At 70.4% G+C, this 23018-nt stretch carries 22 protein-coding genes; 17 read left to right on the top strand and 5 right to left on the bottom strand.

Features of this window, described 5'->3' with window-relative positions; all coding sequences use genetic code 11:
* Positions 1-20: 20 nt before the first annotated feature.
* Complete coding sequence (locus AC1RAA_RS22210; RefSeq protein WP_492731659.1) at positions 21-812, bottom strand: PhaM family polyhydroxyalkanoate granule multifunctional regulatory protein; 792 nt, start codon at positions 810-812, stop codon at positions 21-23.
* Between the two features lie 64 nt (positions 813-876).
* On the bottom strand, positions 877-2298 hold the full coding sequence (locus tag AC1RAA_RS22205) for an aminotransferase-like domain-containing protein (protein WP_489060962.1): 1422 nt from the start codon (positions 2296-2298) through the stop codon (positions 877-879).
* 130 nt (positions 2299-2428) lie between these two features.
* Here AC1RAA_RS22205 and AC1RAA_RS22200 point away from each other — a divergent pair, with 130 nt between their 5' ends.
* The 10 genes from AC1RAA_RS22200 to AC1RAA_RS22155 are packed head-to-tail and all read left to right on the top strand — an operon-like array spanning position 2429 to position 10190.
* Positions 2429-3028 (top strand): LysE family translocator, encoded by a 600-nt coding sequence (locus AC1RAA_RS22200; RefSeq protein WP_492731657.1) that lies wholly within the window; start codon positions 2429-2431, stop codon positions 3026-3028.
* Positions 3025-3975, top strand: coding sequence for a DMT family transporter (locus tag AC1RAA_RS22195; protein WP_492731655.1), 951 nt, complete (start codon positions 3025-3027; stop codon positions 3973-3975). The genes AC1RAA_RS22200 and AC1RAA_RS22195 overlap by 4 nt, the downstream gene beginning before the upstream one ends.
* 11 nt (positions 3976-3986) lie before the next feature.
* Positions 3987-4394 carry a VOC family protein gene (locus AC1RAA_RS22190; RefSeq protein WP_062471216.1) on the top strand — a complete coding sequence of 136 codons (408 nt, stop codon included), beginning with the start codon at positions 3987-3989 and terminating at the stop codon, positions 4392-4394.
* A 49-nt stretch (positions 4395-4443) separates the two neighbouring features.
* A complete protein-coding gene (locus tag AC1RAA_RS22185; protein WP_070060271.1) occupies positions 4444-5631 on the top strand; it encodes an aminotransferase-like domain-containing protein in 1188 nt (395 codons plus the stop codon).
* Between the two features lie 14 nt (positions 5632-5645).
* A complete protein-coding gene (locus AC1RAA_RS22180; RefSeq protein WP_492731653.1) occupies positions 5646-6281 on the top strand; it encodes a DJ-1/PfpI family protein in 636 nt (211 codons plus the stop codon).
* Between the two features lie 5 nt (positions 6282-6286).
* Entirely contained in the window at positions 6287-6928 is a 642-nt protein-coding gene (locus AC1RAA_RS22175) for a glutathione S-transferase family protein (RefSeq protein ID WP_307696614.1), read from the top strand.
* A 5-nt stretch (positions 6929-6933) separates the two neighbouring features.
* Positions 6934-7857, top strand: coding sequence for a PhzF family phenazine biosynthesis protein (locus AC1RAA_RS22170; protein ID WP_172438398.1), 924 nt, complete (start codon positions 6934-6936; stop codon positions 7855-7857).
* A 13-nt stretch (positions 7858-7870) separates the two neighbouring features.
* The gene (locus tag AC1RAA_RS22165) at positions 7871-8566 is read left to right on the top strand and encodes a VOC family protein (RefSeq protein WP_492731650.1); all 696 of its coding nucleotides are present in this window, start codon (positions 7871-7873) and stop codon (positions 8564-8566) included.
* A 4-nt stretch (positions 8567-8570) separates the two neighbouring features.
* Entirely contained in the window at positions 8571-9203 is a 633-nt protein-coding gene (locus tag AC1RAA_RS22160; protein WP_062480600.1) for a LysE family translocator, read from the top strand.
* An 18-nt stretch (positions 9204-9221) separates the two neighbouring features.
* Positions 9222-10190, top strand: coding sequence for a threonine dehydratase (locus AC1RAA_RS22155; protein ID WP_492731648.1), 969 nt, complete (start codon positions 9222-9224; stop codon positions 10188-10190).
* 7 nt (positions 10191-10197) lie between these two features.
* Here the strand turns inward: AC1RAA_RS22155 and AC1RAA_RS22150 are convergent, their stop codons facing one another.
* On the bottom strand, positions 10198-11034 hold the full coding sequence (locus AC1RAA_RS22150) for a creatininase family protein (RefSeq protein WP_492731646.1): 837 nt from the start codon (positions 11032-11034) through the stop codon (positions 10198-10200).
* A 310-nt stretch (positions 11035-11344) separates the two neighbouring features.
* Here AC1RAA_RS22150 and pgaA point away from each other — a divergent pair, with 310 nt between their 5' ends.
* The 5 genes from pgaA to AC1RAA_RS22125 all read left to right on the top strand — a co-directional run bounded on the left by pgaA (position 11345) and on the right by AC1RAA_RS22125 (position 18713).
* Entirely contained in the window at positions 11345-13888 is a 2544-nt protein-coding gene (gene pgaA / locus AC1RAA_RS22145; protein WP_492740628.1) for a poly-beta-1,6 N-acetyl-D-glucosamine export porin PgaA, read from the top strand.
* Positions 13889-13896: 8 nt separating this feature from the next.
* Positions 13897-15963, top strand: a complete 2067-nt coding sequence (gene pgaB, locus AC1RAA_RS22140) for a poly-beta-1,6-N-acetyl-D-glucosamine N-deacetylase PgaB (RefSeq protein ID WP_492731642.1) — start codon at positions 13897-13899, stop codon at positions 15961-15963.
* Positions 15960-17240: a poly-beta-1,6-N-acetyl-D-glucosamine synthase gene (gene pgaC / locus AC1RAA_RS22135; RefSeq protein ID WP_492731640.1), complete on the top strand. Its 1281-nt coding sequence runs from the start codon at positions 15960-15962 to the stop codon at positions 17238-17240. The genes pgaB and pgaC overlap by 4 nt, the downstream gene beginning before the upstream one ends.
* Entirely contained in the window at positions 17230-17796 is a 567-nt protein-coding gene (pgaD, locus tag AC1RAA_RS22130; RefSeq protein WP_492731638.1) for a poly-beta-1,6-N-acetyl-D-glucosamine biosynthesis protein PgaD, read from the top strand. The genes pgaC and pgaD overlap by 11 nt, the downstream gene beginning before the upstream one ends.
* A 119-nt stretch (positions 17797-17915) precedes the next feature.
* Positions 17916-18713, top strand: coding sequence for an SDR family oxidoreductase (locus AC1RAA_RS22125; RefSeq protein WP_307582778.1), 798 nt, complete (start codon positions 17916-17918; stop codon positions 18711-18713).
* 304 nt (positions 18714-19017) lie between these two features.
* Here the strand turns inward: AC1RAA_RS22125 and AC1RAA_RS22120 are convergent, their stop codons facing one another.
* Complete coding sequence (locus tag AC1RAA_RS22120) at positions 19018-19926, bottom strand: LysR family transcriptional regulator (protein ID WP_095949478.1); 909 nt, start codon at positions 19924-19926, stop codon at positions 19018-19020.
* An 89-nt stretch (positions 19927-20015) separates the two neighbouring features.
* On the opposite strand from AC1RAA_RS22120, the gene AC1RAA_RS22115 reads away from it, so the two are divergent.
* Both AC1RAA_RS22115 and AC1RAA_RS22110 read left to right on the top strand, forming a co-directional pair.
* Positions 20016-21026, top strand: coding sequence for a zinc-binding alcohol dehydrogenase family protein (locus AC1RAA_RS22115; protein ID WP_492732689.1), 1011 nt, complete (start codon positions 20016-20018; stop codon positions 21024-21026).
* A gap of 19 nt (positions 21027-21045) precedes the next feature.
* Complete coding sequence (locus tag AC1RAA_RS22110) at positions 21046-21621, top strand: GNAT family N-acetyltransferase (protein ID WP_492732691.1); 576 nt, start codon at positions 21046-21048, stop codon at positions 21619-21621.
* A 15-nt stretch (positions 21622-21636) separates the two neighbouring features.
* Here the strand turns inward: AC1RAA_RS22110 and AC1RAA_RS22105 are convergent, their stop codons facing one another.
* Complete coding sequence (locus tag AC1RAA_RS22105; protein ID WP_492732693.1) at positions 21637-22989, bottom strand: PQQ-dependent sugar dehydrogenase; 1353 nt, start codon at positions 22987-22989, stop codon at positions 21637-21639.
* Positions 22990-23018 lie beyond the last annotated feature (29 nt).

The raw sequence follows: 23018 nt of genomic DNA, 5'->3' as shown, positions 1-23018 counted from the left end.
GGAAAGGTGTCTGTAAGACGTCAGCGCCGGCCGGAGGTTCGCTTGCGCGCGGCGGTGGACGTGGTTTTCTTGCGCGCGGCGGGTGCCGGCGCGGCTTTTTTGGCGACAGCTTTCTTCGGAGCAGCCTTGGCGGCCGGCTTGCGCGCCGCCGTCGCCTTGCCGATGACCTGCCCCACGGCGTCGGCCAGCGGCTGCGCCATGGCGGGCACCTTGAGTTGCGCCGCATCCTGCAGCGCGGTGCTCGCGATCTGCTGGAACTGCTCGGTGAGCGAGCCCCACCATTGCATCGGGTCGACCACGCCGGCGGCGCCGTTGGACGCTGCGGGCTTGGCGCGCGATGTCTTCTTCGGCGCCGGGGTTTCCTCTTCCACCTCTTGCGCTTCTTCCTCGGCCTCGTCGAACTCTTCTTCCTCTTCCTCGACAGCTTCCGGTTCGGGCCGCGGTGCGGGGGCCGGGGCGGGAGCCGGTGCCGGCGCCATGGCCGCGGCCTGCTTGGTGAACGCGCTGGCGATGTCTTCCATCCGCACGTTCATGCCGCGCAGGGTCGACAGCGTCATCTTCTGCACCTCGAGCGCCTGGATGGTCGCCTTGAGCGCGTGGCCGTTCTGTTCGAGCCAGTACTGGACCGTCTTGAGTTCCTGGATGCGCTTGTCGACCTCTTCGACGCTCATGGTGGGCGCGACCCAACTCGCGAGGCTGGGGATGCCGGGCACCGACCCGGAGCCCGCGGCGGCACCGCCGGCGAGGTTCTTCAGGAAGTCGAATCCGGGGACGAACTGGCTGAAGTCGAAGGGTTTGCTGGCGTTGCTCATGCGGGAGGTCTCCTGGCTGGGTTTTCTTGTGCTGCCAGCTTACTCCAAGCCCTTTGCAAGCGAATCAGAGCTCGTCCCTGACCCGGCTGAAAACCTTCCAGAAATTCGCGTCCTGCGAGGTCGCGAAGTTGATCCGCATCATCGTGCTCGGCGGGCGGCGCGCATGGAACAGCGAACCCGGCGCCAGCAGGTAGCCCTGGTCGAGCATGCGTTGCGTGAGCGCGTCGGTGTCCACGCCCGTGTCGACCCAGCCGAACAGCCCCGCCGGCTCCGAGGCGAAGGTGCAGCCGTGCGACATGGCGAGCTTCACCGCGCGACCGCGCGCGCCGTCCAGGCGGATGCGCACGCGCTCCGAATGGCGGCGCAGCTGGCCCTGGTCGATGCACCACGACAGCGCCCGCTCGAACAGCGTGGGCGAGGTCAGCGTGGCCAGCAGCTTGGTCTCGAGCAGCCGCTCTTTGAGCGCGGGCGAGGCGGCCAGGAAGCCGATGCGCCAGTTGGGCGCCAGGATCTTCGCGAAGCCGCTGACGTAGATGGTGCGCTGCAGCCCGTCGAGCGCACTCAGCCGCGTGGCGTGCTCGGGCGCGAGGTGGCTGTAGGTGTCGTCCTCGACGATGTGAAAGTCATGCTCGTTGGCCAGCTTGAGCACGCGGTGCGCGCTGCCCGGCGTGAGGCTGTAGCCCGTCGGGTTGTGCAGCACGCTCACGCTGACGAAGAGCTTGGGGCTGTGCAGCTTGCAATACTGCGCCATCACGTCGAGGTCGGGCCCGTCGGCGCGGCGCGGCACAGGGAGGATGCGCATGCCCAGCGCCTCGAGCCGCGCGAACTCCAGCGCCCAGCCGGGTTCCTCGACCATCACCGGATCGCCCGCGCGCAGCAGCGTGCGGCTCACGATGTCCAGCGCATGCGTGGCGCCGATGGTGGTCACGATCTGGTCCGGCCCGGCCGGCACGTTGATGCGCACCAGCTTCTGCGACAGGCTGCGGCGCAGCGCGAGGTCGCCCGAAGGCTCGCCGTATTGAAGCGACAGTTCCTGCAGCGCCGACGTGGTCGTCACGCGGCGCACCGCGGTCGCGAGGAAGGTCGAGGCCATCCAGTCGGGCGGGAACACGCCCATGCCCGGCTGCGGCTTGTCGCTCGGGCGGTGGAACATGCTGCGGATCAGCGAGCTGGCATCGGCCGGTACACGCGACGCCATCATCGGTGGGACCTCAGGCGCGGCATGCGCCGGGTTGCGCGAGCTCTCGGGCACCGGCGCCGCGTCGCGCACGTAGAAGCCGCGCTGGCGGCGCGCCTCGACGAGGCCTTGCGCGAGCAGCTGGTCGTAGGCGGCGACCACGGTGTACGGGCTCACGCCCTGCTGGCGCGCGCACTCGCGCACCGAGGGCAGGCGCGCGCCGGGCGCCAGCAGCCGGTTGCGGATGCGCTCGGCGAGGCGGTCGGCCAGCTGCCCGGTCAGGGACTGGGTGGAGGTTCGGGTCAGCATCGGATCGGGCTGCATCGCACAGAGAGCAAGAAAAGGGCGGCGTGTGTCGAAGGAATGACCAATACAGATTTCAGATTTGTTCGATCATCTGTACTGGAACTGTAATGGTCCAAAGTTTAGAGTCTGTGACATGAACTGGCAAGAATTCACCGCGCTGCTGGTGCTGGCCACGGCGATGAGCTTCTCGCCCGGCCCCAACACCACGCTCTCCACCGCCCTGGCGGCCAACGGCGGCCTGCCGCGTGCGATGCGCTTCGTGGTCGCGGTGCCGGTGGGCTGGACCTTGCTGCTCGCCATCTGCGCGGCCGGCCTCGGCGCGCTGGTGGTGGCCATGCCGCCGCTGCGCCTGGCGATCAAGGGCCTGGGCATCGCCTACCTGCTGTGGCTGGCCTACAAGCTCAGCGGCAGCGCCCAGCTCGGCAAGGCCGACAGCGCCCGCCTCTCGGTCGGCTTCGGGCAAGGCGTGATGCTGCAGTTCGTGAACATCAAGGCCTGGCTGCTGGCGCTCACGCTGGTGGCGGGCTGGATCGCCGGCCAGCCCGACGCGCTCGCGCGCTTCGCCATCGTCGCGCCCGTGATGCTGACCTACGCCTTCACCAGCAACTTCGCCTATGCGCTGGTCGGCGCGCTGCTGCGCGAGTGGCTGGCCAAGGGGCAACGCCTGCTGTGGTTCAACCGCGCGATGGGCCTGATCCTCGTGCTCACGGCCTGGTGGATGGTGGGCGTATGAAGCTCGCCCTCAAGGACGAAACGCTGGGCATGTGGCTCGGTGTGGTCGGCGTGGCGCTGTTCGCCATCACGCTGCCGATGACGCGGCTGGCCACGGGCACGCAAGAGGCGCCGCAGCTGTCGCCGTGGTTCGTCACGCTCGGGCGCGCGGCGCTGGCGGGCGTTCTGTCGGCCGTCTTTTTGCTGGTCACGCGCTCGCCGCGTCCGGCGCCGCACCAGTGGAAGCCGCTGGGCATGGCGGTGCTGGGCAACTGCATCGGCTTTCCGCTGCTGCTGGCCTTTGCGCTGCGCGTGGTCACGGCCAGCCATGCGGCGGTGGTGACGGCGCTGCTGCCGCTGGTGACGGCCGCGGTCGCGGCCTGGGTGCTGCACCAGCGCGCGCGGCTGGGCTTCTGGCTCTGCGCCATCGCGGGCAGCCTGCTGGTGGTGGTGTTCTCGGTGCTGCGCGCGCAGCAGAGCGGCCACGGCTTCGGTTTCGAATGGGCCGACCTGCTGCTGGTCGGCGCGGTCGTCGCGGCCTCGGTCGGCTACATCTACGGCGCGCAGGTCACGCCGTCGCTGGGCGCCGAGCGCGTGATCTGCTGGGTCTGCGTGATGGCGCTGCCCGTGACGCTGCCCGCCACCATCGCCCTGTGGCCGCAGCAGCCCGTGGCCGCCTCGGCCTGGGTCGGCTTCACCTACGTGGGCATGTTCTCGATGTGGATCGGCTTCTTCGCCTGGTACCGCGGCCTGGCCCTGGGCGGCGCGCTGCGCGTGAGCCAGACGCAGCTGCTGCAGCCCTTCCTGTCGATCCTCGCGTCGATCCCGCTGCTGGGCGAGCCGCTCGACCTCGTGACGCTGGGCTTCGCCGCCGCCGTGGTCGCCACGGTGGTCGCGGGCAAGCGGCTGTCGCAACCGGCGGCGCCTGCCGCTGTTCCACGCGGCGCCGAGCCGCAAGCCAGGAGCTGACCACCATGACGCTGTTCAGCCATGTCACCGTCGGCTGCACCGACCTGCCGCGCGCCGCCGCCTTCTACGACGCGGTGCTGGCCCCGCTCGGCCTCATCCGCCGCCCCGTGACGCCCGACGGCGGCCCCGACGCCGCCTGCTGGATCGCGCCGGGCCAGACGCTGCCGCGCTTTTACGTGTACATCCCGCTGGACGGCGAACCCGCCAGCGCCGGCAACGGCAGCATGGTCGCGTTCTGCGCGCCCTCGCCGCAGGCCGTTCATGCCGCCCACGAGGCGGCCCTGCGCCACGGTGGCCGCGACGAAGGCGCGCCCGGGCCCCGCCCCCGTTACGGGCAGGGCTATTACGGCGCCTACCTGCGCGACCCGGACGGCAACAAAATCCATGTCGTGCACCGTGGCGACATCCCGCCATCCTGACGACACACTCAGACTCACCTCTCATTCGCCAGAAAGAAGAAAGCCTCCCATGAACTGGAAACTCGCCGCCCGCGCCGCCAAGATGAATCCTTCGGTGCTGCGTGAAATCCTCAAGGTCACCGAGCGCCCCGGCATCATCAGCCTGGCCGGCGGCCTGCCCTCGCCCAAGACCTTCCCGATCCAGGAGTTCGCCGACGCCTGCGCCGAAGTGCTGCACAACGACGGCCAGGCCGCGCTGCAGTACGCCGCCAGCGAAGGCTATGCGCCGCTGCGCCAGGCCGTGGCCGACATGCTGCCCTGGGACGTCGACGCCTCGCAGGTGCTCATCACCACCGGTTCGCAGCAGGGCCTCGACCTCGTGGCCAAGGTGCTGATCGATCCGGGCAGCAAGGTGCTCGTCGAGACGCCCACCTACCTGGGCGCGCTGCAGGCCTTCGGCCCGATGGAGCCGCACCCCGTGGGCGTAGCCAGCGACGACGACGGCGTGATCGTCGACGACCTCGTGAGCAAGGCGGCCGACGCGCGCTTCGTCTACCTGCTGCCCAACTTCCAGAACCCCACCGGCCGCACCATGACCGAGGCGCGCCGCGCCGCCGTCTCCGCTGCCGCAGCCGCCGCGAACCTGCCGATCGTCGAGGACAACCCCTACGGCGAGCTCTGGTTCGACGAAGCCCCGCCGCTGCCGCTGGCCGCGCGCAACCCCGAGGGCGTGATCTACCTGGGCTCGTTCTCCAAGGTGCTGGCCCCGGGCCTGCGCCTGGGCTTCCTGGTGGCGCCGAAGGCCATCTTCCCCAAGCTGCTGCAGGCCAAGCAGGCGGTCGACCTGCACACGCCGATCTTCACGCAGCGCATGGTCTCGGCCGTGATGAAGGACGGCTTCCTGGACCGCCACGTGCCCACCATCCGCGCGCTGTACAAGCGCCAGCGCGACGCCATGATCGCCGCGCTGCACCGCGAGATGGCCGGCCTCGACGTGAAGTTCAACGCCCCCAAGGGCGGCATGTTCCTGTGGGCGCGCCTGCCCGAGGGCATCGACACCGTGACCCTGCTGCCCAAGGCCGTGGAGCGCAACGTGGCCTTCGTGCCCGGCGCGCCGTTCTACGCGGGCGAAGGCGATCCGCGCACGCTGCGCCTGTCGTTCGTGACCGCCAGCGTCGAGGAGATCGACACCGCCATCGCCGCGCTCGCCGTCACGCTGCGCGAAGAACTGGCGCTGCTGGCCCCCGCCCACGCCTGACAAGGCCGACGACGATGCACATCGCCATCCTCACCTTCGACGGCTTCAACGAGCTCGACTCGCTGGTCGCGCTCGGCGTGCTCAACCGCGTGAAGAAGCCCGGCTGGCGCGTGACGCTGGCCTCGCCCAGCGCCACCGTGACCTCGATGAACGGCGTCACCGTGCACGCCACCGCGACGCTCGAGGCGGCTTGCGAGGCGGGCGCGGTGATCGTCGGCAGCGGCATCCGCACACGCGAGATCGCCGCCGACGCGGGCCTGATGGGCGTGCTGCGCGGGCTCGACCCGTCGCGCCAGCTCATTGGCGCGCAGTGCTCGGGCACGCTGCTGCTGGCCAAGCTCGGCCTGCTGGGCACCGTGCCGGCCTGCACCGACCTCACGACCAAGCCCTGGGTGCAGGAAGCCGGCGTCGAGGTGCTCAACCAGCCTTTCTTCGCGCAGGGCAACGTGGCCACCGCGGGCGGCTGCTTCTCGGCGCCCTACCTCGCGGCCTGGCTCATCGCGCGCACCGAAGGCCTCGAGGCCGCGAAGAGCGCGCTGCACTACGTCGCGCCGGTCGGCGAGAAAGACGACTACGTGGCGCGCGCGATGCGCAACATCGAGCCGTACCTGCAGGCCACGGCCGACGCCCTTTCCGCACAAGGACACTGAACACCATGCTCAACATCTGGGGCCGCATCAGTTCGATCAACGTGCGCAAGGTCGTGTGGTGCGCGCAGGAGCTCGGGCTCGACTTCCAGCGCACCGAGGCCGGCGGCAAGTTCGGCGTGGTGCAGACGCCCGAATACCGCGCGCTCAACCCGAACGCCATGGTGCCCACCATCGACGACGGCGAAGGCGCCGAGCGCGTCACGCTGTGGGAGTCGAACGTCATCGTGCGCTACCTGTGCGCCCGCTACTCGCACGGCACGCTCTACCCGAGCGAGCTGCCCGCGCGCTTCGACGCCGAGCGCTGGATGGACTGGCAGCAGACCACGCTCAACCGCGCCAGCCGCGATGCCTTCGTGCAATGGGTGCGCACGGCGCCTTCGGAACGGCAGCCCGCGCTGATCGCCGCGTCGGTGCGCGAGAGCGAGGCGCTGTTCGCGATGCTCGACGCGCACCTCGCGCAGCGCCCCTACATGGCGGGCGAGCGCTTCACCATGGCCGACATCCCGATCGGCTGCGAAGCGCACCGCTGGTTCGGCCTGCCTGGTGCCGAGTACCGCCGGCCGGTCTGGCCCAACGTCGAGCGCTGGTATTCGGAACTGCTTTCCCGCCCGGGCACGCGCGGCGTGCTCGACCTTTCCCTCGAATGACCCTGATGAAATCCCGCCCCTTCAAGCAAGTCGACGTCTTCACCGCCACCGCCTACTACGGCAACCCGCTCGCGGTGGTGATCGACGGCCAGGACCTGGACGACGCCGCCATGCAGCGCTTCGCGCAGTGGACCAACCTGTCGGAGACCACCTTCCTGCTGCCGCCGACCGACCCGGGCGCCGACTACCGCGTGCGCATCTTCACGCCCGGCGGCGAGCTGCCCTTTGCCGGCCACCCGACCATCGGCAGCTGCCATGCGTGGCTGCAGGCCGGCGGCAAGCCCAAGGTGGCGGGCCGCGTGGTGCAGCAGTGCGGCGCGGGCCTGGTGCCGCTGCGGCGCGACGGCGAGCGCCTGGCCTTTGCCGCGCCGCCGCTCAAGCGCAGCGCCCCAAGCCCCGCGCTGCTGGCCAAGGTGGCCGGCGCGCTGGGCCTGAAGGCGCAGCAGGTCATCGCGGCGCAGGTGCTCGACAACGGCCCGGTCTGGTTCGGCCTGCTGCTGAACGACGCCGACGCCGTGCTGGCGCTGCAGCCCGACCACCGCGCGCTGAAGGAACTGGGCGTGAAGGCCGGCGTGGCGGGCGTGCCCTCGGCGCACGACACCTCGCTGCTCATCGGCCGTTCGAACCGCGAGGCGCGCGCCTTCGGCAACCGCCCCGCCACGCCGAACGACGACGGCGCGAAGATCGACCTCGAGGTGCGCGCCTTCGCCGAGCCCATCGGCGTGCAGGAAGACCCGGTCACCGGCAGCCTCAACGCCAGCCTGGCCGAATGGCTGATCGCCGACGGCCACATGCCCGAGCGCTACCTGGCCGCGCAAGGCCAGTGCCTGGGCCGCGCGGGCCGCGTGCACATCGAGCGCGACAGCGACGGCACGATCTGGGTCGGCGGCGATGCCGTGACCTGCGTCGACGGCCACGTCACCCTCTGAACCAAGGCACGCCATGGCCCCCGCCGAAATCGACCACCTGGTGATCGCCGCCGCCTCGCTGGCCGAGGGCGTGGCATGGTGCGAGGCCACGCTCGGCGTCACGCCCGCGCCCGGCGGCGTGCACCCGCTGATGGGCACGCACAACCGGCTGCTGAACATCGCGAGCGACGCGTTCCCGCGCGCCTATGCCGAGATCATCGCCATCGAGCCCGGCAAGGCGCCCTCGCGGCCGAAGACGCGCCGCTGGTTCGACCTGGACGACGCCGCGCTGCAGGCCGCGCTCGCGCAGCGCGGCCCGCGCCTCATCCACTTCGTGGCGCGCGTGCCCGACGCACACGCCGCCACGCAGGCGCTCGCGCGCGAGGAGCATGCGCACATCGACCGCGGCCACCTGCTCGAAGCCTCGCGTGACACGCCGGCCGGCCGGCTCGAGTGGCAGATCACGGTGCGCGACGACGGCCAGCGCCTGTTCTACGGCGCGCTGCCCACGCTGATCCAGTGGGGCGCGGTGCACCCCACCGACGCCATGCCCGCCTCGGGCCTGGCGCTGCGTTCGCTGCGCGTGGCGCATCCGCGCGCGCCGGCGCTGTCGGCCGCGCTCACGGCCATCGGCATGGGCGGCCTGCCGGTCGATGCCGGGCCGCCCAACCTCGTCGCCGTGCTCGACACGCCGCGCGGCCCTGTCACCCTCGAATCGCAAGGACTCTGACCCCATGCTCACCCTGACCGAAATCGCCTGGTTCGCCCTCGCCTCGCTGCTGCTGGCGCTCACGCCGGGGCCGAACATGATCTATTGCGTGTCGCGCACGCTGATCCAGGGCCGCCGCGCGGGGCTCATCTCGCTGGGCGGCGTGCTGATGGCGTTCCTCGTGCACCTGTTCGCCGCGGCGCTGGGCCTCACGGCGCTGCTGCTGGCGGTGCCGGTCGCGTTCGACGCGATCCGTTTCGCCGGCGCGGCCTACCTGATGTGGCTCGCATGGCAGGCGGTCAAGCCCGGCGGCAACGCGCCCTTCGAGGCCCGCGCGCTGCCGGCCGATCCGCCGGCCAAGCTGTTCCGCATGGGCTTTCTCACGAACCTGCTGAACCCGAAGGTGGCGATGTTCTACCTGTCGTTCTTCCCGCAGTTCATCCACCCCGAGCGCGGCTCCGTGCTGCTGCAGAGCCTGCAGTTGGGCATGGCGCAGATGGCGAGCAGCGCGCTGGTCAACACCGTGATGATCGTCGGCGCCGCGAGCATCACGGCCGTGCTGTCGCAAAGCGCGGGCTGGCTGCGCGCGCAGCGCTACATCATGGGCAGCGTGCTGGCCGCGCTGGCCGTGCGCGTGGCGCTCACCGAACGCAAGTAAGCAACCCGAAGGACGTCGATGCGATTCACCCGCGAAGAGATCGAAGCCGCGCAGCGCACCGTGCATGCGGCCATGCCGCCCACGCCCCAGTACACCTGGCCGCAGCTGTCGCAGCGCCTGGGCGCCACGGTCTGGGCCAAGCACGAGAACCACACGCCGGTCGGCGCCTTCAAGATCCGCGGCGGCCTGACCTACTTCGAGACCCTCGCGCGCGAGCAGCCCGCCGTGCGCCACGTGATCAGCGCCACGCGCGGCAACCACGGCCAGTCGGTCGGCTTCGCCTCGCAGCGCCACGGGCTGGCCGCGACCATCGTGGTGCCGCACGGCAATTCGCGCGAGAAGAACGCGGCGATGCGCGCGCTCGGCGTGACGCTGGTCGAGCATGGCGACGACTTTCAAGCGGCCGCCGAACACGCCGCGGTGCTGGCCGAACGCGACGCGCTGCACCGCGTGCCCTCGTTCCATCGCGAGTTGGTGCGCGGCGTGTCGACCGCGTACGTCGAGTTCTTCAGCGCATTGAAAGCTTCACCGCCCGACGTGCTGTTCGTGCCCATCGGCCTGGGCTCCGGCTTTGCCGGCGCGGCGGCAGCGCGCGCGCACTGCGGCGTGTCGACGAAGCTCATCGGCGTGGTGTCGGCGCATGCCACGGCCTACCGCGATTCCTTCCGCGCGCGCCGTGCGGTCGAGTCGCCCGCCACCACGCGGCTGGCCGACGGCATGGCCTGCCGCACGCCGGTGCCCGAGTCGCTGGAGGTGATCCTGCGCGAAGCCGACGACGTGATCACCGTGACCGACGACGAGGTGGCCGAAGCCATGCGCGTGCTCTTCAGCGACACGCACAACGTGGCCGAAGGCGCGGGTGCGGCTGCGTTGGCGGGGGCGCTTCAGCAAAAGGAGCGCTGGCGCGGGCAGACGGTGGGCGTTGCGCTGAGCGGCGGCAATGTCGACGCGGACATGTTCGCCGGGGTGCTGGGGCGCAGCGCCTGATCCGGTCTCAGGGCAGCGGCCCTGTGTTCGCCGTGCTCAACGGCAGCTGAGACACCTCGGCCAGCAGCAAGGCCAACTGCTGCGCGGCCGCATCGATCACCGCCTGCCCCTTCTCGGCCGTGGCCGCTGCGGCATTGCCCGCCGCCCCCTGCGCGTTGTAGTCCTCCATGGCCCAGCCGAGCTTGGCGCTCTTGCCGTTGCCGAGGATCGCGCAGTCGGCCGCGCGCTGCTCCGAGGTGGAGCTGAAATCCTTCGCCTCGTCCATGCGCACGCGCGCGGGCGTCAGCGCCAGCATCATCGAGGTCTCGATCTCGCCCGCGTGCACGCCGAAGCGATGCTCGCGGGCGCTGAACTGCGCGTTCGCATCGCCCAGCGGCAGGTTGAACCAGCTCACGCTGTAGACGATCAGGCCGTGCGCGGCACGCAGCTCGCGCGCCACGATGTCCATCGCGCCCACATGGCCGCCGTGGGCGTTGAACAGCACCAGCTTCTTCACGCCGGCGCGCGCCACGCCCGCGCCGATCTCGTTCCACATGCGGATCAGCGTCTCGGCCGAGAAGGTGAGCGTGCCCGCAAAGCGTGCGTGCTCGGGGCTCAGGCCGATCTGCTGGGTCGGCAGGAACAGCGCCGGCAGTTCCGGCGGCAGCAGCGGCAGCGCCGCGGCCACGATGCCGTCGGCCAGCACGGTGTCCACGCCCAGTGGCAGGTGCGGGCCGTGCTGCTCGGTCGCGCCCAGCGGCAGCACCGCCACGGTGGTCGCCGCGTCGAGCGCGGCGAAGTCGCGCGTCGTCAACTGGGACCAGAAACGGGGCCAACGAGGCGAAGAGACCGGAAGTGCGTTCATGCCGCGATCTTAGGACGGGGCCATGGGCGGCGCATGGGGCAACACTTGCATACAACTTGCCAACATCGGATGAATTGATCGCGAATCTGTTCACGATTAGTTCTCATCTTTCCCGATGTTCGGTCCTATTGTTTACAAATTGGCCTAGAGTCCCTTTTCACGAACTTTCCGCCACGGCTTGTCACGGCCCAGGAGAGTTCACGCAAAAGGGAGTAGCGTGTCCATCCATCCACAAAAAAATGGAGGCACCGTCGTTGCCGGGCGCAAAGTCGCGCCCTTCAAGGCATTGCCTCACCATCTCGCACGAGCCGTGCGGGGTTTGCCGCCGATCGTGTGCGTGCTGGTCTTCGGAAGCAGCACCGCGTACGCGGAATCCACTGTCGCGCCCCCGTCGGCCGCCCCCCTGGGCAGCGCGCTGGCGTATGACGCCCCGCAGCACGACGCCCTCATCGTCGCGCGCCGCGCCGGTCGTATCGCGCCGGCCCAAGCCCTGCAGCAGCTGCGCCAATGGCTGGCGGCGCCCCTGGCCGACGACCAGCGCCGGCGCGTGGCGTCCGACGCCATCGCGATCGCGGTGGCCGACGGCCGCTTCGCCGACGCGGTGGCCGTGGGCCACCAGGTGCCGCCAGGCGAGCTGGGCGATTACGCGCTCGGCCCGCTGGCCGGTGCCGCGCGGCGCACGGGCGACATCGCCCTGCAAGGCGATACCGTCAAGGTCTGGCGTGCGCGCCAGCCGGCGGCCCGCGAACCGCGCATCCACGAAGCCTTCTGGCGACTGGCCAGCGGCGACACGGCCGGCGCGCAGACGATCTATCGGGCCCTGGCACAACCCGCGCCCACCGCCGTGGCCGACCGCGTCGCGCTGCTCGACCTGCGCGCCGCACTGGCACGTGCGCAGGGCCAGCCCTTCCAGGCGCTCACGGCCTACGGCGAGATCACCGCGCTGCAACCCACGCGCCGCGATGCGCAGCGCGACGCCGACTTCCTGCTGGCCGAGTACGGCGGCGCCACTGCCGCGTTCGAAGACGCGCAGGCGGCCGAACGCAAGCAGCCCGGCAGCCTCGCGCCGCTGACGCTCGCGCTGCTCGAACAGCAGGCGCTGGCGCAGCAGCTGCGCTGGGCCGTGAAGGCGCGCGACCAGCGCCTGGGCGCAGCGCGCGTCACCGACCTCGACAAGGTGCTGGCCGCCCAGAGTGCCGCGCTGGCCCGGGTCAACGCCGCGCTCGCGCAGCCCGCCCCGCCAGACGCCGACACTTGGCGCACGCTGCGCATGCGGCTGCAGTCCGACCGCATGATGGCGCTGCTGGAGCGCGGCCGTCCCGCCGACACCATCGCGCTGTACGACAGCCTGCGTGGCGACGGCACCGCGCTGCCGCCCTACGCGCTGGGCACCGCCGCCCGCGCGCTGGCGCAGGAGCGCCGCTCGGCCGATGCCGTGCCGCTGTTCGAGAAAGCGGTCGTCGACCTGCCGATGCCCGACAGCCTGCACTTCGGCCTGGTCTATGCCTACCTGGACACCGGCCGCTTCGACGAGGCCGAGGCGCTGCTCCAGCGCATCGAAAGCGCCACGCCCGTGCTGATGCGGCTGGCGCCGGAAGCCGGCCGCCCCAACGACCAGTTCTCCGAAGTGAGCGGCCTGGGTGCGCTGCTGCAGCTGTACGGCGACCGCCCGAAGATCGCGCAGCCGCGCTTCGAGACGCTCACGCAGGAGGCCCCGCTCAACGCGGGCTACGCCTACGGCGCCGCGCTCACCGAGCGGCTGCGCGAGCACCCCGAGGCGGCCGTGGCGCGCTTCGAGGCGCTGAGCGCCGACCACCCCGACGACCTGAGCGTGCGCACCGGCCATGTCGAGGCGCTGCTCGACGCCGACGAATTCCGCGCCGCGCGGCTGCGCGCCGAAGCGCTTGAGGCCGATGCGCCCGACGCCGCCGAAGTGCGCGAGATGGCACGCAAGCGCCGCTCGCTGGTCGGCCCGCAGCTCGAGATCGATGCCGAAGGTTCGCGCGGCGGCGGCACGCTGGCCAGCCGCGAATGGCGCGTCGACAGCCGGCTCAGCTCCGGCCTCATCGGCGATGCCTGGCGCGTGTTCTACGCGCAGACGCTGGGCCGCGGCTACACCTCCGAGGGCACGGCCCAGTGGGCGCGCGGCGGCCTCGGTGCGAGCTGGCAGCAAGGCCGCTGGCTGGCCGAAGGCGTGCTGCAGCATGCGAACAGCGGGCGCTACCGCAACAGCGTGGCCGGCCGCGTCGACTACCGCGCCAGCGATGCCTGGCGCCTGTCGGCCACCTACGACGGCGACAGCAAGGAGCTGCCGTGGAAGGCCCGCGCCGTGCCCTTCGGCGCGCAGGCCATCGGCGCGCGCGAGTTCGGCGCCAGCGCGGCCTACGTCGTCAACGAGTCGCGCCGCTTCGACCTGCAATGGCGCCGCCTCGACTTCAGCGACGGCAACCTGCGCGACGGCCTCGACTTCGGCTGGCGCGAGCGCTGGGTCAGCACGCCGCGCTTCCAGGTCGAAACGCGGCTGGGCGTCGATGCCAGCCGCAGCCGCCTGCAGGACGTGCGCTACTTCAGCCCCTCGCGCGATGCCAGCGCACAGCTGTCGGTGCGCGGCCAGTGGCTCACCTGGAAAAGCGACGACCGCCAGTTCTTCCAGGTACTGGAGCTCGGCGGCGGCAGCTACCAGCAGGCCGGCTTCGGCAGCGGCCCGCTGTGGAACTTGCGCTACGAGCACCGCTGGGCCCTGGGCCAGAAGCTCACGCTGCGCTACGGCCTGACCTTCGGCAGCCACCCCTACGACGGCGTGCGCGAAAAACAGCGCGGCGTGTTCCTGAACCTTTCGATGCCCCTGCAGTGATGTCCGTGATGCAAGCCCCCACCTTCTTCCTCCGGCTGCGCGCGGCCCTGCTCGGGCTGCTGCTGGCGGCAGCGCTGCCTGCACTGGCGGCGCCGGTGCTGCCCGCCGACCCCGACAACGGCGTCGACTTCCGCGTGATCTCGTTCCATGACGTGCGCCCCAACGTGCGCGCCAGCTTCGAGACCTCGCCCGACGAAACCGCCATCGACGAGCGCACGCTCGCCGAAGTGTTCGCCTGGCTGCGCCACAACGGCTACCACCCGGTCAGCCTGCAGCAGATCATCGATGCGCGCAAAGGCGGCAAGCCGCTGCCCTCGCAGCCCGTGCTGCTGACCTTCGACGACGGCTACCGCAGCGCCTACACCCACGTGTTCCCGCTGCTCCAGCGCTTCAACTACCCCGCGCTGTTCGCCCTCGTGACGAGCTGGCTCGAGGTGCCTGAAGGCCAGCCCGTGCACTGGGGCGACAAGCCCGCGCCGCGCGAGAACTTCCTGCTGTGGCGCGAAGCCGCCGAGATGGCGCGCTCGCCGCTGGTCGAGTTCGCGAGCCACACCGACGCGATGCACACCGGCATCCAGGCCAACCCGCAGGGCAACATGCTGCCCGCCGCGGCCACGCACCGCTACGACCCGACGACCGGCCGCTACGAGGACGACGCCGCCTACCTGCGCCGCATCGAGACCGACCTGCGCCGCAGCCGCGAATTGATCGAGAAGCGCACCGGCGCCAAGGTGCGCGCCACCGTGTGGCCCTACGGCGCCTACAACACGCCCGCGCTGGAAGCCTCGGCGCGCGTGGGCATGCCGATCACCTTCACGCTCGACGACGGCGCGAACACGAAGGAGATTCCGCTCAGCCGCATCCGCCGCGCGCTGGCCGCCTACGACAACGAGGCGCCCGACTACGTGCAGATGCTGCGCAGCCCGGTGGGCGGCGAGGTGCGCCCGATCAACCGCGTGATGCACGTCGACCTCGACTACGTGTACGACGCCGACCCGGCCCAACAGGAGCGCAACCTCTCGGCGCTGATCGAGCGCGTGGCCGCCGTGCGCCCACGCTCGGTGTTCCTGCAGGCCTATGCCGACCCCGATGGCGACGGCGTGGCCGACGCGCTGTACTTTCCCAACCGCCACCTGCCGATGCGCGCCGACCTGTTCGCCCGCGCCGCCTGGCAGCTGCGCAGCCGCACCGGCGTGAAGGTCTACGCGTGGATGCCCGTCACAGCTTACCGGCTGCCGGCGTCGAACCCGCTGGCCACGCACACGGTGCGCACGCTCAAGGGCGACGCGCCGGCCGACCGCTACCACCGGCTCTCGCCCTTCGACCCGGCCGTGCGCACGCTGGTCGGCGACCTGTACGAAGACCTGGGCCGCCACACCTTCTTCGAAGGCCTGCTGTTCCACGACGACGCCATGCTCTCGGACGACGAGGACGCCGGCCCCGCCGCGCTCGACACCTACCGCCGCTGGGGTCTGCCGGCCGACGTGGCCGCGCTGCGCGCCGACCCCGCGCTCATGGCGCGCTGGACCAGCGCCAAGACCCGCCACCTGATCGAGTTCACGCACGAACTCGCGGCGCGCGTGGGCACCTGGCGCCCTGCCCTGGAAACGGCGCGCAACCTCTACGCGCGGCCGGTGCTCGAACCCGCGGCCGAGCAATGGTTTGCCCAAAACTATGAAGCCTCGCTTGCCGCCTACGACTACGTCGGCCTGATGGCCATGCCGCGCATGGAGCAGGAGGCCCGCACCCCGGCCGACAGCGACGCCTGGCTGGGCCGCCTGGCCCAGCGCGCGGCCGCCACGCCGCACGGCCTGGACCACACCGTGTTCGAGCTGCAGGCACGCGACTGGCGCACCGGGAAACCCGTGGCCGACGCCGAGCTCACGCGCCAGTGGACCCTGCTGCAGCGTGCCGGCGTGCGCCACCTGGGCTACTACCCCGACGACTTCCTGAACAACCAGCCCTCGCTGGAGACCGTGCGCCGCGCGATCTCGGTGCGTTCGCTGCTGTCGCGCGCACCCCGGCGCAATCACGACGCCGCCACGCTGCCGCCTGAAGGAGGGAAGCCCCGATGAACACGCTCCAGATGCTGGTGGACCTGATTCCGCCGGTGCTCTTCGGCTTCGTCTTCTACTACCCGTTCTTCATGGCGTGGGTGTGGATCGCGGGCGGCCTCTCGCACGCGTGGTCGTTCGAGCGCAAGCGCGACGTCGAGATCGACCCGCTGCCGCTGCTGCCCTCGCAGCCGCTCGTGACCGTGGTGGTGCCCTGCTTCAACGAGGCGCCGCACCTGCGCGAAGTGATCGAGCAGCTGATGCGCACGCGCTACCCGAACTACGAGGTGATCGCCGTCAACGACGGCAGCACCGACGGCACCGGCGAGCTGCTCGACGAGATGACGCTGGAGTTCAGCCGCCTGCGCGTGATCCACAACGCCAGCAACCAGGGCAAGGCCGTGGGCCTGAACACCGCCTGCCAGCTGGCGCGCGGCGAGTACATCCTGGGCATCGACGGCGACGCGCTGGTCGACCCCAACGCCATTGCGTGGATGCTCAAGCGCATGCTGGCCTCGGATCGCATCGGCGCCGTCACCGGCAACCCGCGCATCCGCACGCGCACCACGCTGCTGGGGCGCATGCAGGTGGGCGAGTTCTCGTCGATCATCGGCCTCATCAAGCGCTCGCAGCAGCTCATCGGCACGCTGTTCACGGTGTCGGGCGTGCTGGCCATGTTCCGCCGCCGCGCCGTGCTCGAAGTGGGCTTCTGGAGCCCCGACGTGCTCACCGAGGACATCGACATGAGCTGGAAGCTCCAGCTCGCCGGCTGGCGCCTGCGCTTCGAGCCGCGCGCGCTGTGCTGGATCCTCATGCCCGAGACCCTGCGCGGCCTGTGGAAGCAGCGCCTGCGCTGGGCCGTCGGCGGCATCCAGACCATGCTGCGCATCACGCCGTCCATCCTGCGCCTGCGCAGCTGGCGCCTGTGGCTCATCTACAGCGAGTACATGGTGAGCGTGGTGTGGGCCTATGCGATGGCGCTGGTGCTGCTGATCAGCTTCATCCGCCCCTTCCTGCCGCACGAGTCGGCCTGGCATTCGGCGCTGCTGCCGCACTGGCAGGGCACGCTGCTGGCCATGACCTGCATCCTGCAGATGCTGCTGAGCCTGTGGATCGACCGTCGCTACGACCGCGACCTCATGCGCTATTTCGCCGGAACGATCTGGTACCCGATCGCGTTCTGGACGATCACGATGGCCACCACGGTGGTCGCCCTTCCCAACGCTCTGATGCGTCGTCGCGGCAAGCGCGCGGTGTGGACGAGCCCTGACCGAGGAGTTTCTTCCGATGCATCCTGAGAACCCGCTCTCTTCGCCGGCGCTGCACGAAGCCCCGCCGCCCCGCACCCGTTCGTGGGGCCAGCCCGCGGTGGACGAACCCATCATCGACGCCGCGCGCATTCCATTGCACGCCTTCGGCAACGGCCGTTCGCCGGCGCGCACCCTGGCCATGTACCTGTGGCTGCGCGTGCTGCGCCCCGCGATCACCGTCGCGATCTGGTTCTGCGCCATCTGGTACGCCTGGCCCTACGTGATGGGTGCGCGCTCCCAGCCCGAGGTGCTTCAGCTGCTGGGCCTGTACGCCATCGTCATCGGCGTGATCCTTGCCTCGATGCTGATCATGGGCCCGCTGCGCCGCCGCCAGCACCGCAGCGAGACACCGCCGGAGAAGGAACAGTCGTCGCTGTTCGCGCTGGCGTCGTACATCGAAGTCGCGCCCGCGCGCCTGTCGACCTGGCAACGCACGCGCCAGCTGCTGGCGCACCACGACCACCACGGCCATCTGCGCGACGCCACCGACACCGCGCCGGCTGCGCTGGAAGAAGAAGCGCCAGCAAAGCGCCGCAAGGCCTGACGCGCAGAGGCAACCGACGCGGCCTTTTCGGCCGCGTCGCTGCAGGGGTTTCGGGGCGGTGCTTCAATCGCGCGGCGGCAGCGCCGCAGACAGATTCACCTTCTTTCAAGGACCCCGACATGGATCTCCAGCTCCAGGACCAGCACGTTCTCATCACCGGCGGCAGCAAGGGCATCGGCCTGGCCTGCGCGCTGGGTTTCCTGCGCGAAGGCGCGCGCGTGAGCCTGGTCTCGCGCGACCTGCAGAACCTGCAGCAGGGCCAGCAGTCGCTGATCGCCGCGTTCCCGCAAGCCGAAGGCCGCGTCAGCCTGCACGCCGCCGACCTCAAGAACCCCGCCAGCGCCGTGGCCGCCCTCGACGCCGCCGAACAGGCCTTCGGCCCTGTCGACGTGCTCGTCAACTCGGCAGGCGCCGCGCGCCGCACCCCACCCGACGAGCTCACGCCTGCTGCGTGGCACGACGCGATGGACGCCAAGTACTTCACCTACATCCACATGATCGACCCGGTCGTTAAGCGCATGGGCCAGCGCGGCCGCGGCGCCATCGTCAACGTCATCGGCCAGGGCGGCAAGGTCGCCAGCCCCGTGCACATGGCCGGCGGCGCCGCCAACGCCGCGCTCATGCTCGTGAGCGCCGGCATGGCCGCCGCCTACGCCGCGAAGGGCGTGCGCGTGAATGCCGTGAACCCCGGCCTCACGCTGACCGCGCGGCTGCAGGAGGGCATGAAGGCCGACGCCAAGCTGCAGGGCATCGACACCGACGAAGCGCTGGAGCGCGCCACGGCACGCTTGCCGCTGGGCCGCATCGCGACGCCCGAGGAAGTCGCCAACACCGTGCTCTTCCTGGCGTCGCCGAAGGCAAGCTATGTGACCGGCGCGATCGTGGCAATGGATGGCGCGGTGACACCGATGATCTGACAACGAACAGCACGAGGGAGCGAACGCAGTGAAGCGATCCCCAGGCCGAGCGCAGCGACGGCCCGTCCGTTCCCCCTCCCCTCTGGCCGCGCCGAGGAGCGCAGCGTTTCGCGGATCAGGGCTCGCCCTTGTTTGAGCGAAGCGAGTTTGGGCGAGACCCCGCGAAACGCGAGCACCGCAGGTTGCCCGCAGCGAAGCGGAGGGACGCGGACAGTGGGGTCGCCTTTCTTTGCTTACTTTCTTTGGCGAAGCAAAGAAAGTGAGTCGCCCGCCGGGGCGAGACCCGGCCCCGGAAACAAAACACTCACCCCAAAGCCAACAACCCCTCGAACTTCAACGCCAGGAAATCCACAAACCCCCGAACCCGAGCCGGCACAAACCTCCCACTAGGCAACAGCGCATGCAACGGATAAGGCTCCGTCTCCCAGTCAGGCAGCAGCCGCACAAGACGCCCTTCCCGAATGTCATTGCGCACATCCAAAGCGGACTTCAGCGAAATCCCATACCCCGCCACAGTCCACTCCCGCGCCAGCGAAGCATCATCCACACTGCGATCCCCATTCACCCGCACCTCCGTCCACTGCCCCAACTGCGCAAACCGCCACACCCGGTGCCGTCGCCCACTCCGGTTGAACGTCAGGCAGTTGTGCTGCAGCAGATCCTGCGGAACCCGAGGCAAGGGATGCCGACGCAGATAGTCCGGTGAAGCCGTCAGCACCGGGTTCGTCAGCGCAAACGCCCGCGCCACCAGCCGCGAATCGGCCAGCGCCCCGTAGCGCAGCGCCACATCCACCTCGTCCCGCATCACGTCCAGCGGCCGATCCCCGACAGAGAGCGACAACTGCACCCCCGGATGCAACGCCAGAAACTCATCGAACCACGGCAGCAGCGTGCTGCGCGTCAGGTCCGACGGCGAGGCCACCCGCAAGGTGCCGACAAGTTCGCCGCGATCCGCAGTGACCAGCGACTCCCCCTCGTCCAGCAGCTCAAAAGCACGGACCGCATAGTCGAGCAGCGTCTGCCCCTGCGGCGTCAGGCGCATCGCCCGCGTCGACCGCTCGAACAGCCGCGCCCCCAACTGCGCCTCCAGCCGCTTCAAGGTCGCACTGGCCGCGGCAGGCGTGATCCCCAGCGCATGCCCCGCCGCCGTCAACGTGCCGCCACGCGCTGTCTGCACGAGCACCTGCAGGTCCGATATATTTTCAATCTTCATTTGAAAGTGTTGGTGATTCAGACCACCTTATCAAACAGACGTTGTCATCCTACAGTCCAGCCATCGTTCCAGAAAGAAGGTCTCTTCCCATGAAAGCCGTCGGCTACCACCAACCCCTCCCCATCGACAACCCCGAATCGCTGCAGGACATCGAGCTCCCCGCCCCGGTGCCCGGCGCGCGCGACCTGCTGGTGCGCGTGAAGGCCGTGTCGGTCAACCCGGTCGACACCAAGGTCCGCAAGAACGCCGCCCCCGAAGCCGGCCAGGCCAAGGTGCTGGGCTGGGACGCGGTCGGCACTGTCGAGGCCATCGGCAGCGACGTGACCGGCTTCAAGGTCGGCGACCGCGTGTACTACGCCGGCTCGATCATTCGCCCCGGCGCCAATTCGGAGCTGCACGCGGTCGACGAGCGCATCGCCGCCCTCGCCCCGAAGAGCCTCGACGACGCGCAAGCCGCCGCCTTGCCGCTGACCACCATCACCGCCTACGAACTGCTGTTCGACCGCCTCCAGGTGCCCAAGGACGGCGGCGAAGGCCAGACGCTGCTGATCACGGGCGGCGCAGGCGGCGTGGGCTCCATCCTCATCCAGCTCGCGCGCCAGCTCACGAAGCTGCGCGTGGTCGCCACCGCCTCGCGCGCCGAAACGCGCGCCTGGTGCCTGGCGCTCGGCGCGCACGTCGTCATCGACCATTCGAAGCCGCTCGCCGCCGAACTGAAGGCCGCCGGCATCGACGAAGTCGACATGGTCGCCAGCCTCACGCAGACCGACCAGCACTACGCGCAGCTCATCGAAAGCCTCAAACCCCAGGGCCAGCTCGCAGTGATCGACGACATGAAGGTGCTCGACGCGATGCCGCTGAAGACCAAGTGCATCTCGCTGCACTGGGAAATGATGTTCACGCGCTCGCGCTTCACCACGCCCGACATCGCCGAGCAGGGCAAGCTGCTGGCCGAAGTGGCCGCGCTGGTCGACGCGGGCCGCATCCGCACCACGGCGAATGCGAGCTTCGGCACCATCAACGCCGCGAACCTGCGCAAGGCACATGCGCTCATCGAGAGCGGCAAGGCGCAGGGCAAGGTGGTGCTGGCCGGGTTCTGATCTGCGCACAATCGGTCGCATGACCGACGAAAGCACACCCACCCCGTCCCTCCTCATCGAATTCGACACCCCGCGCCTGCGGGTGCGCCAATGGCGCGAGAGCGATCTCGCGCCATTTTTCGCGCTGGCCTGCGACCCGCAGGTGATGGAATTTTTGCTGCCCTTGCCCACTCGCGCCGAGAGCGACGCAGCGGCGAACCGTGCCCGCGCGCTCATCGCGCAGAAGGGCTGGGGCTTCTGGGCCGTCGAGCGCAAGGACACAAGCGAGTTCATCGGCTTCACCGGCCTGAACGTGCCGATGGCCACGCTGCCCTTCTCGCCCTGCGTGGAGATCGGCTGGCGCCTGTCGCGCGCCAGCTGGGGCCAGGGCTTCGCGACCGAGGCGGCGCGCGGCGCGCTGCAGGTCGGCTTCGAACGGCTCGGGCTCGACGAGATCGTGGCGTTCACCGCCAACGGCAACCTGCGCTCGGCCGCCGTGATGGCGCGCCTGGGCATGCACGAGGACGTGGCCGGCGCCTTCGAGCACCCGGCGGTGCCCGAAGGCCATGTGCTGCGCGGCCACCGGCTGTTCCGGATCGGCAACCCGCGGCGCTGAAACGACCGCGCCGGGCTACTTCGCCTTCGACACGCGCCACACCGCGTTGCCCACGTCGTCCGCCACCAGCAGCGCGCCGCCCTTGTCCAGCGCCACGCCGACCGGCCGGCCGTGGGCCTTTTCGTCGGCGCTCAGGAAGTCCGTGAGGACGTCGACCGGCGGCCCGCTCGGCTTGCCGCCGATGAAGGGCACGAACACCACCTTGTAGCCCGACTTGGGCTTGCGGTTCCACGAGCCGTGCTCGCCGATGAAGGCGCCGTTCGCGAATTCGGGCGGCATGCCGCGCGCGTGCGAGAACACCAGCCCCAGCGGCGCGACATGCGCGCCCAGCGCGTAGTCGGGCGCCAGCGCCTTGGCCACGCGCTCGGGCTGTTGCGGCGTGACGCGCGCATCGACCACGCCGCCCCAGTAGCTCCAGGGCCAGCCGTAGAAGGCGCCGTCTTTCACCGAGGTGAGGTAGTCGGGCACGAGGTCGCTGCCGATCTCGTCGCGCTCGTTCACCACGGTCCACAGCACGTTCGTCTCGGGCTCCCAGCTCAGGCCGTTGGGGTTGCGCAGGCCGCTGGCGAACAGGCGCTTCTCGCCGCTCTTCGCGTCGACCTCCCAGATCGCGGCGCGGCCCTCTTCGGCCGCCATGCCGTTCTCGCCGATGTTGCTGTTGGAGCCGACCGTGACGTACAACTTGCTGCCGTCGGCGCTGGCGATGACGTTCTTGGTCCAGTGGTGGTTGATACCGGCGGGCAGCGCCGTCACCACGGTGGGCGTGGCGCTGACCGAGGTCTGGCCCTCGGTGTAGGGCACCTTCACGAGTGCGTCGGCGTTGGCGATGAAGAGCTCGTTGCCGACCAGCGCCATGCCGTAGGGCGAGCTGAGGTTCGCCAGGAACACCTGCTTCACCTCGGCCAGGCCGTCGCCGTCGGCGTCGCGCAGCAGGGTGATGCGGTTGGCGCTGGGCACGCCGGCGCCCGCGCGGCCCATGACCTTGCCCATGACCCAGTTGCGCACCTTGGCGACCGGGCCGCCGGCGCCGCTCCCCTCGGGCTTGGGCGGCTTGTTGCTCTCGGCCACCAGCACGTCGCCGTTGGGCAGGGTGTAGACCCAGCGCGGGTGGTCCAGCCCGCGCGCCAGCGCCGTCACGCGCAGGCCTTCGGCGGGCGTGGGCGCGGCGGTGTCGGTCCAGCCGACGGCGGGCGCCACGTTGACGGTGGGGATCAGCGTCTTGTTCGGGTCGGCCAGCTGCGGCCGGGGGCCGGTCGTGAGCTCGGGCGCGAGCTTGGCGGTCTCGCCGCAGCCGGCGACGAGCAGCACGGCGGCCACGGCCGCTGCGGACACAGCGAGGCGGACGGGAAGGTGCGGCGATGCGTTCATGCGGATTCCTTGCGCGGCGGGCGGCCGCA

The sequence above is a fragment of the Variovorax sp. GW823-FHT04F07 genome (genome assembly GCF_058795995.1).
This window is presented reverse-complemented; position numbering and strand designations above follow the sequence as displayed.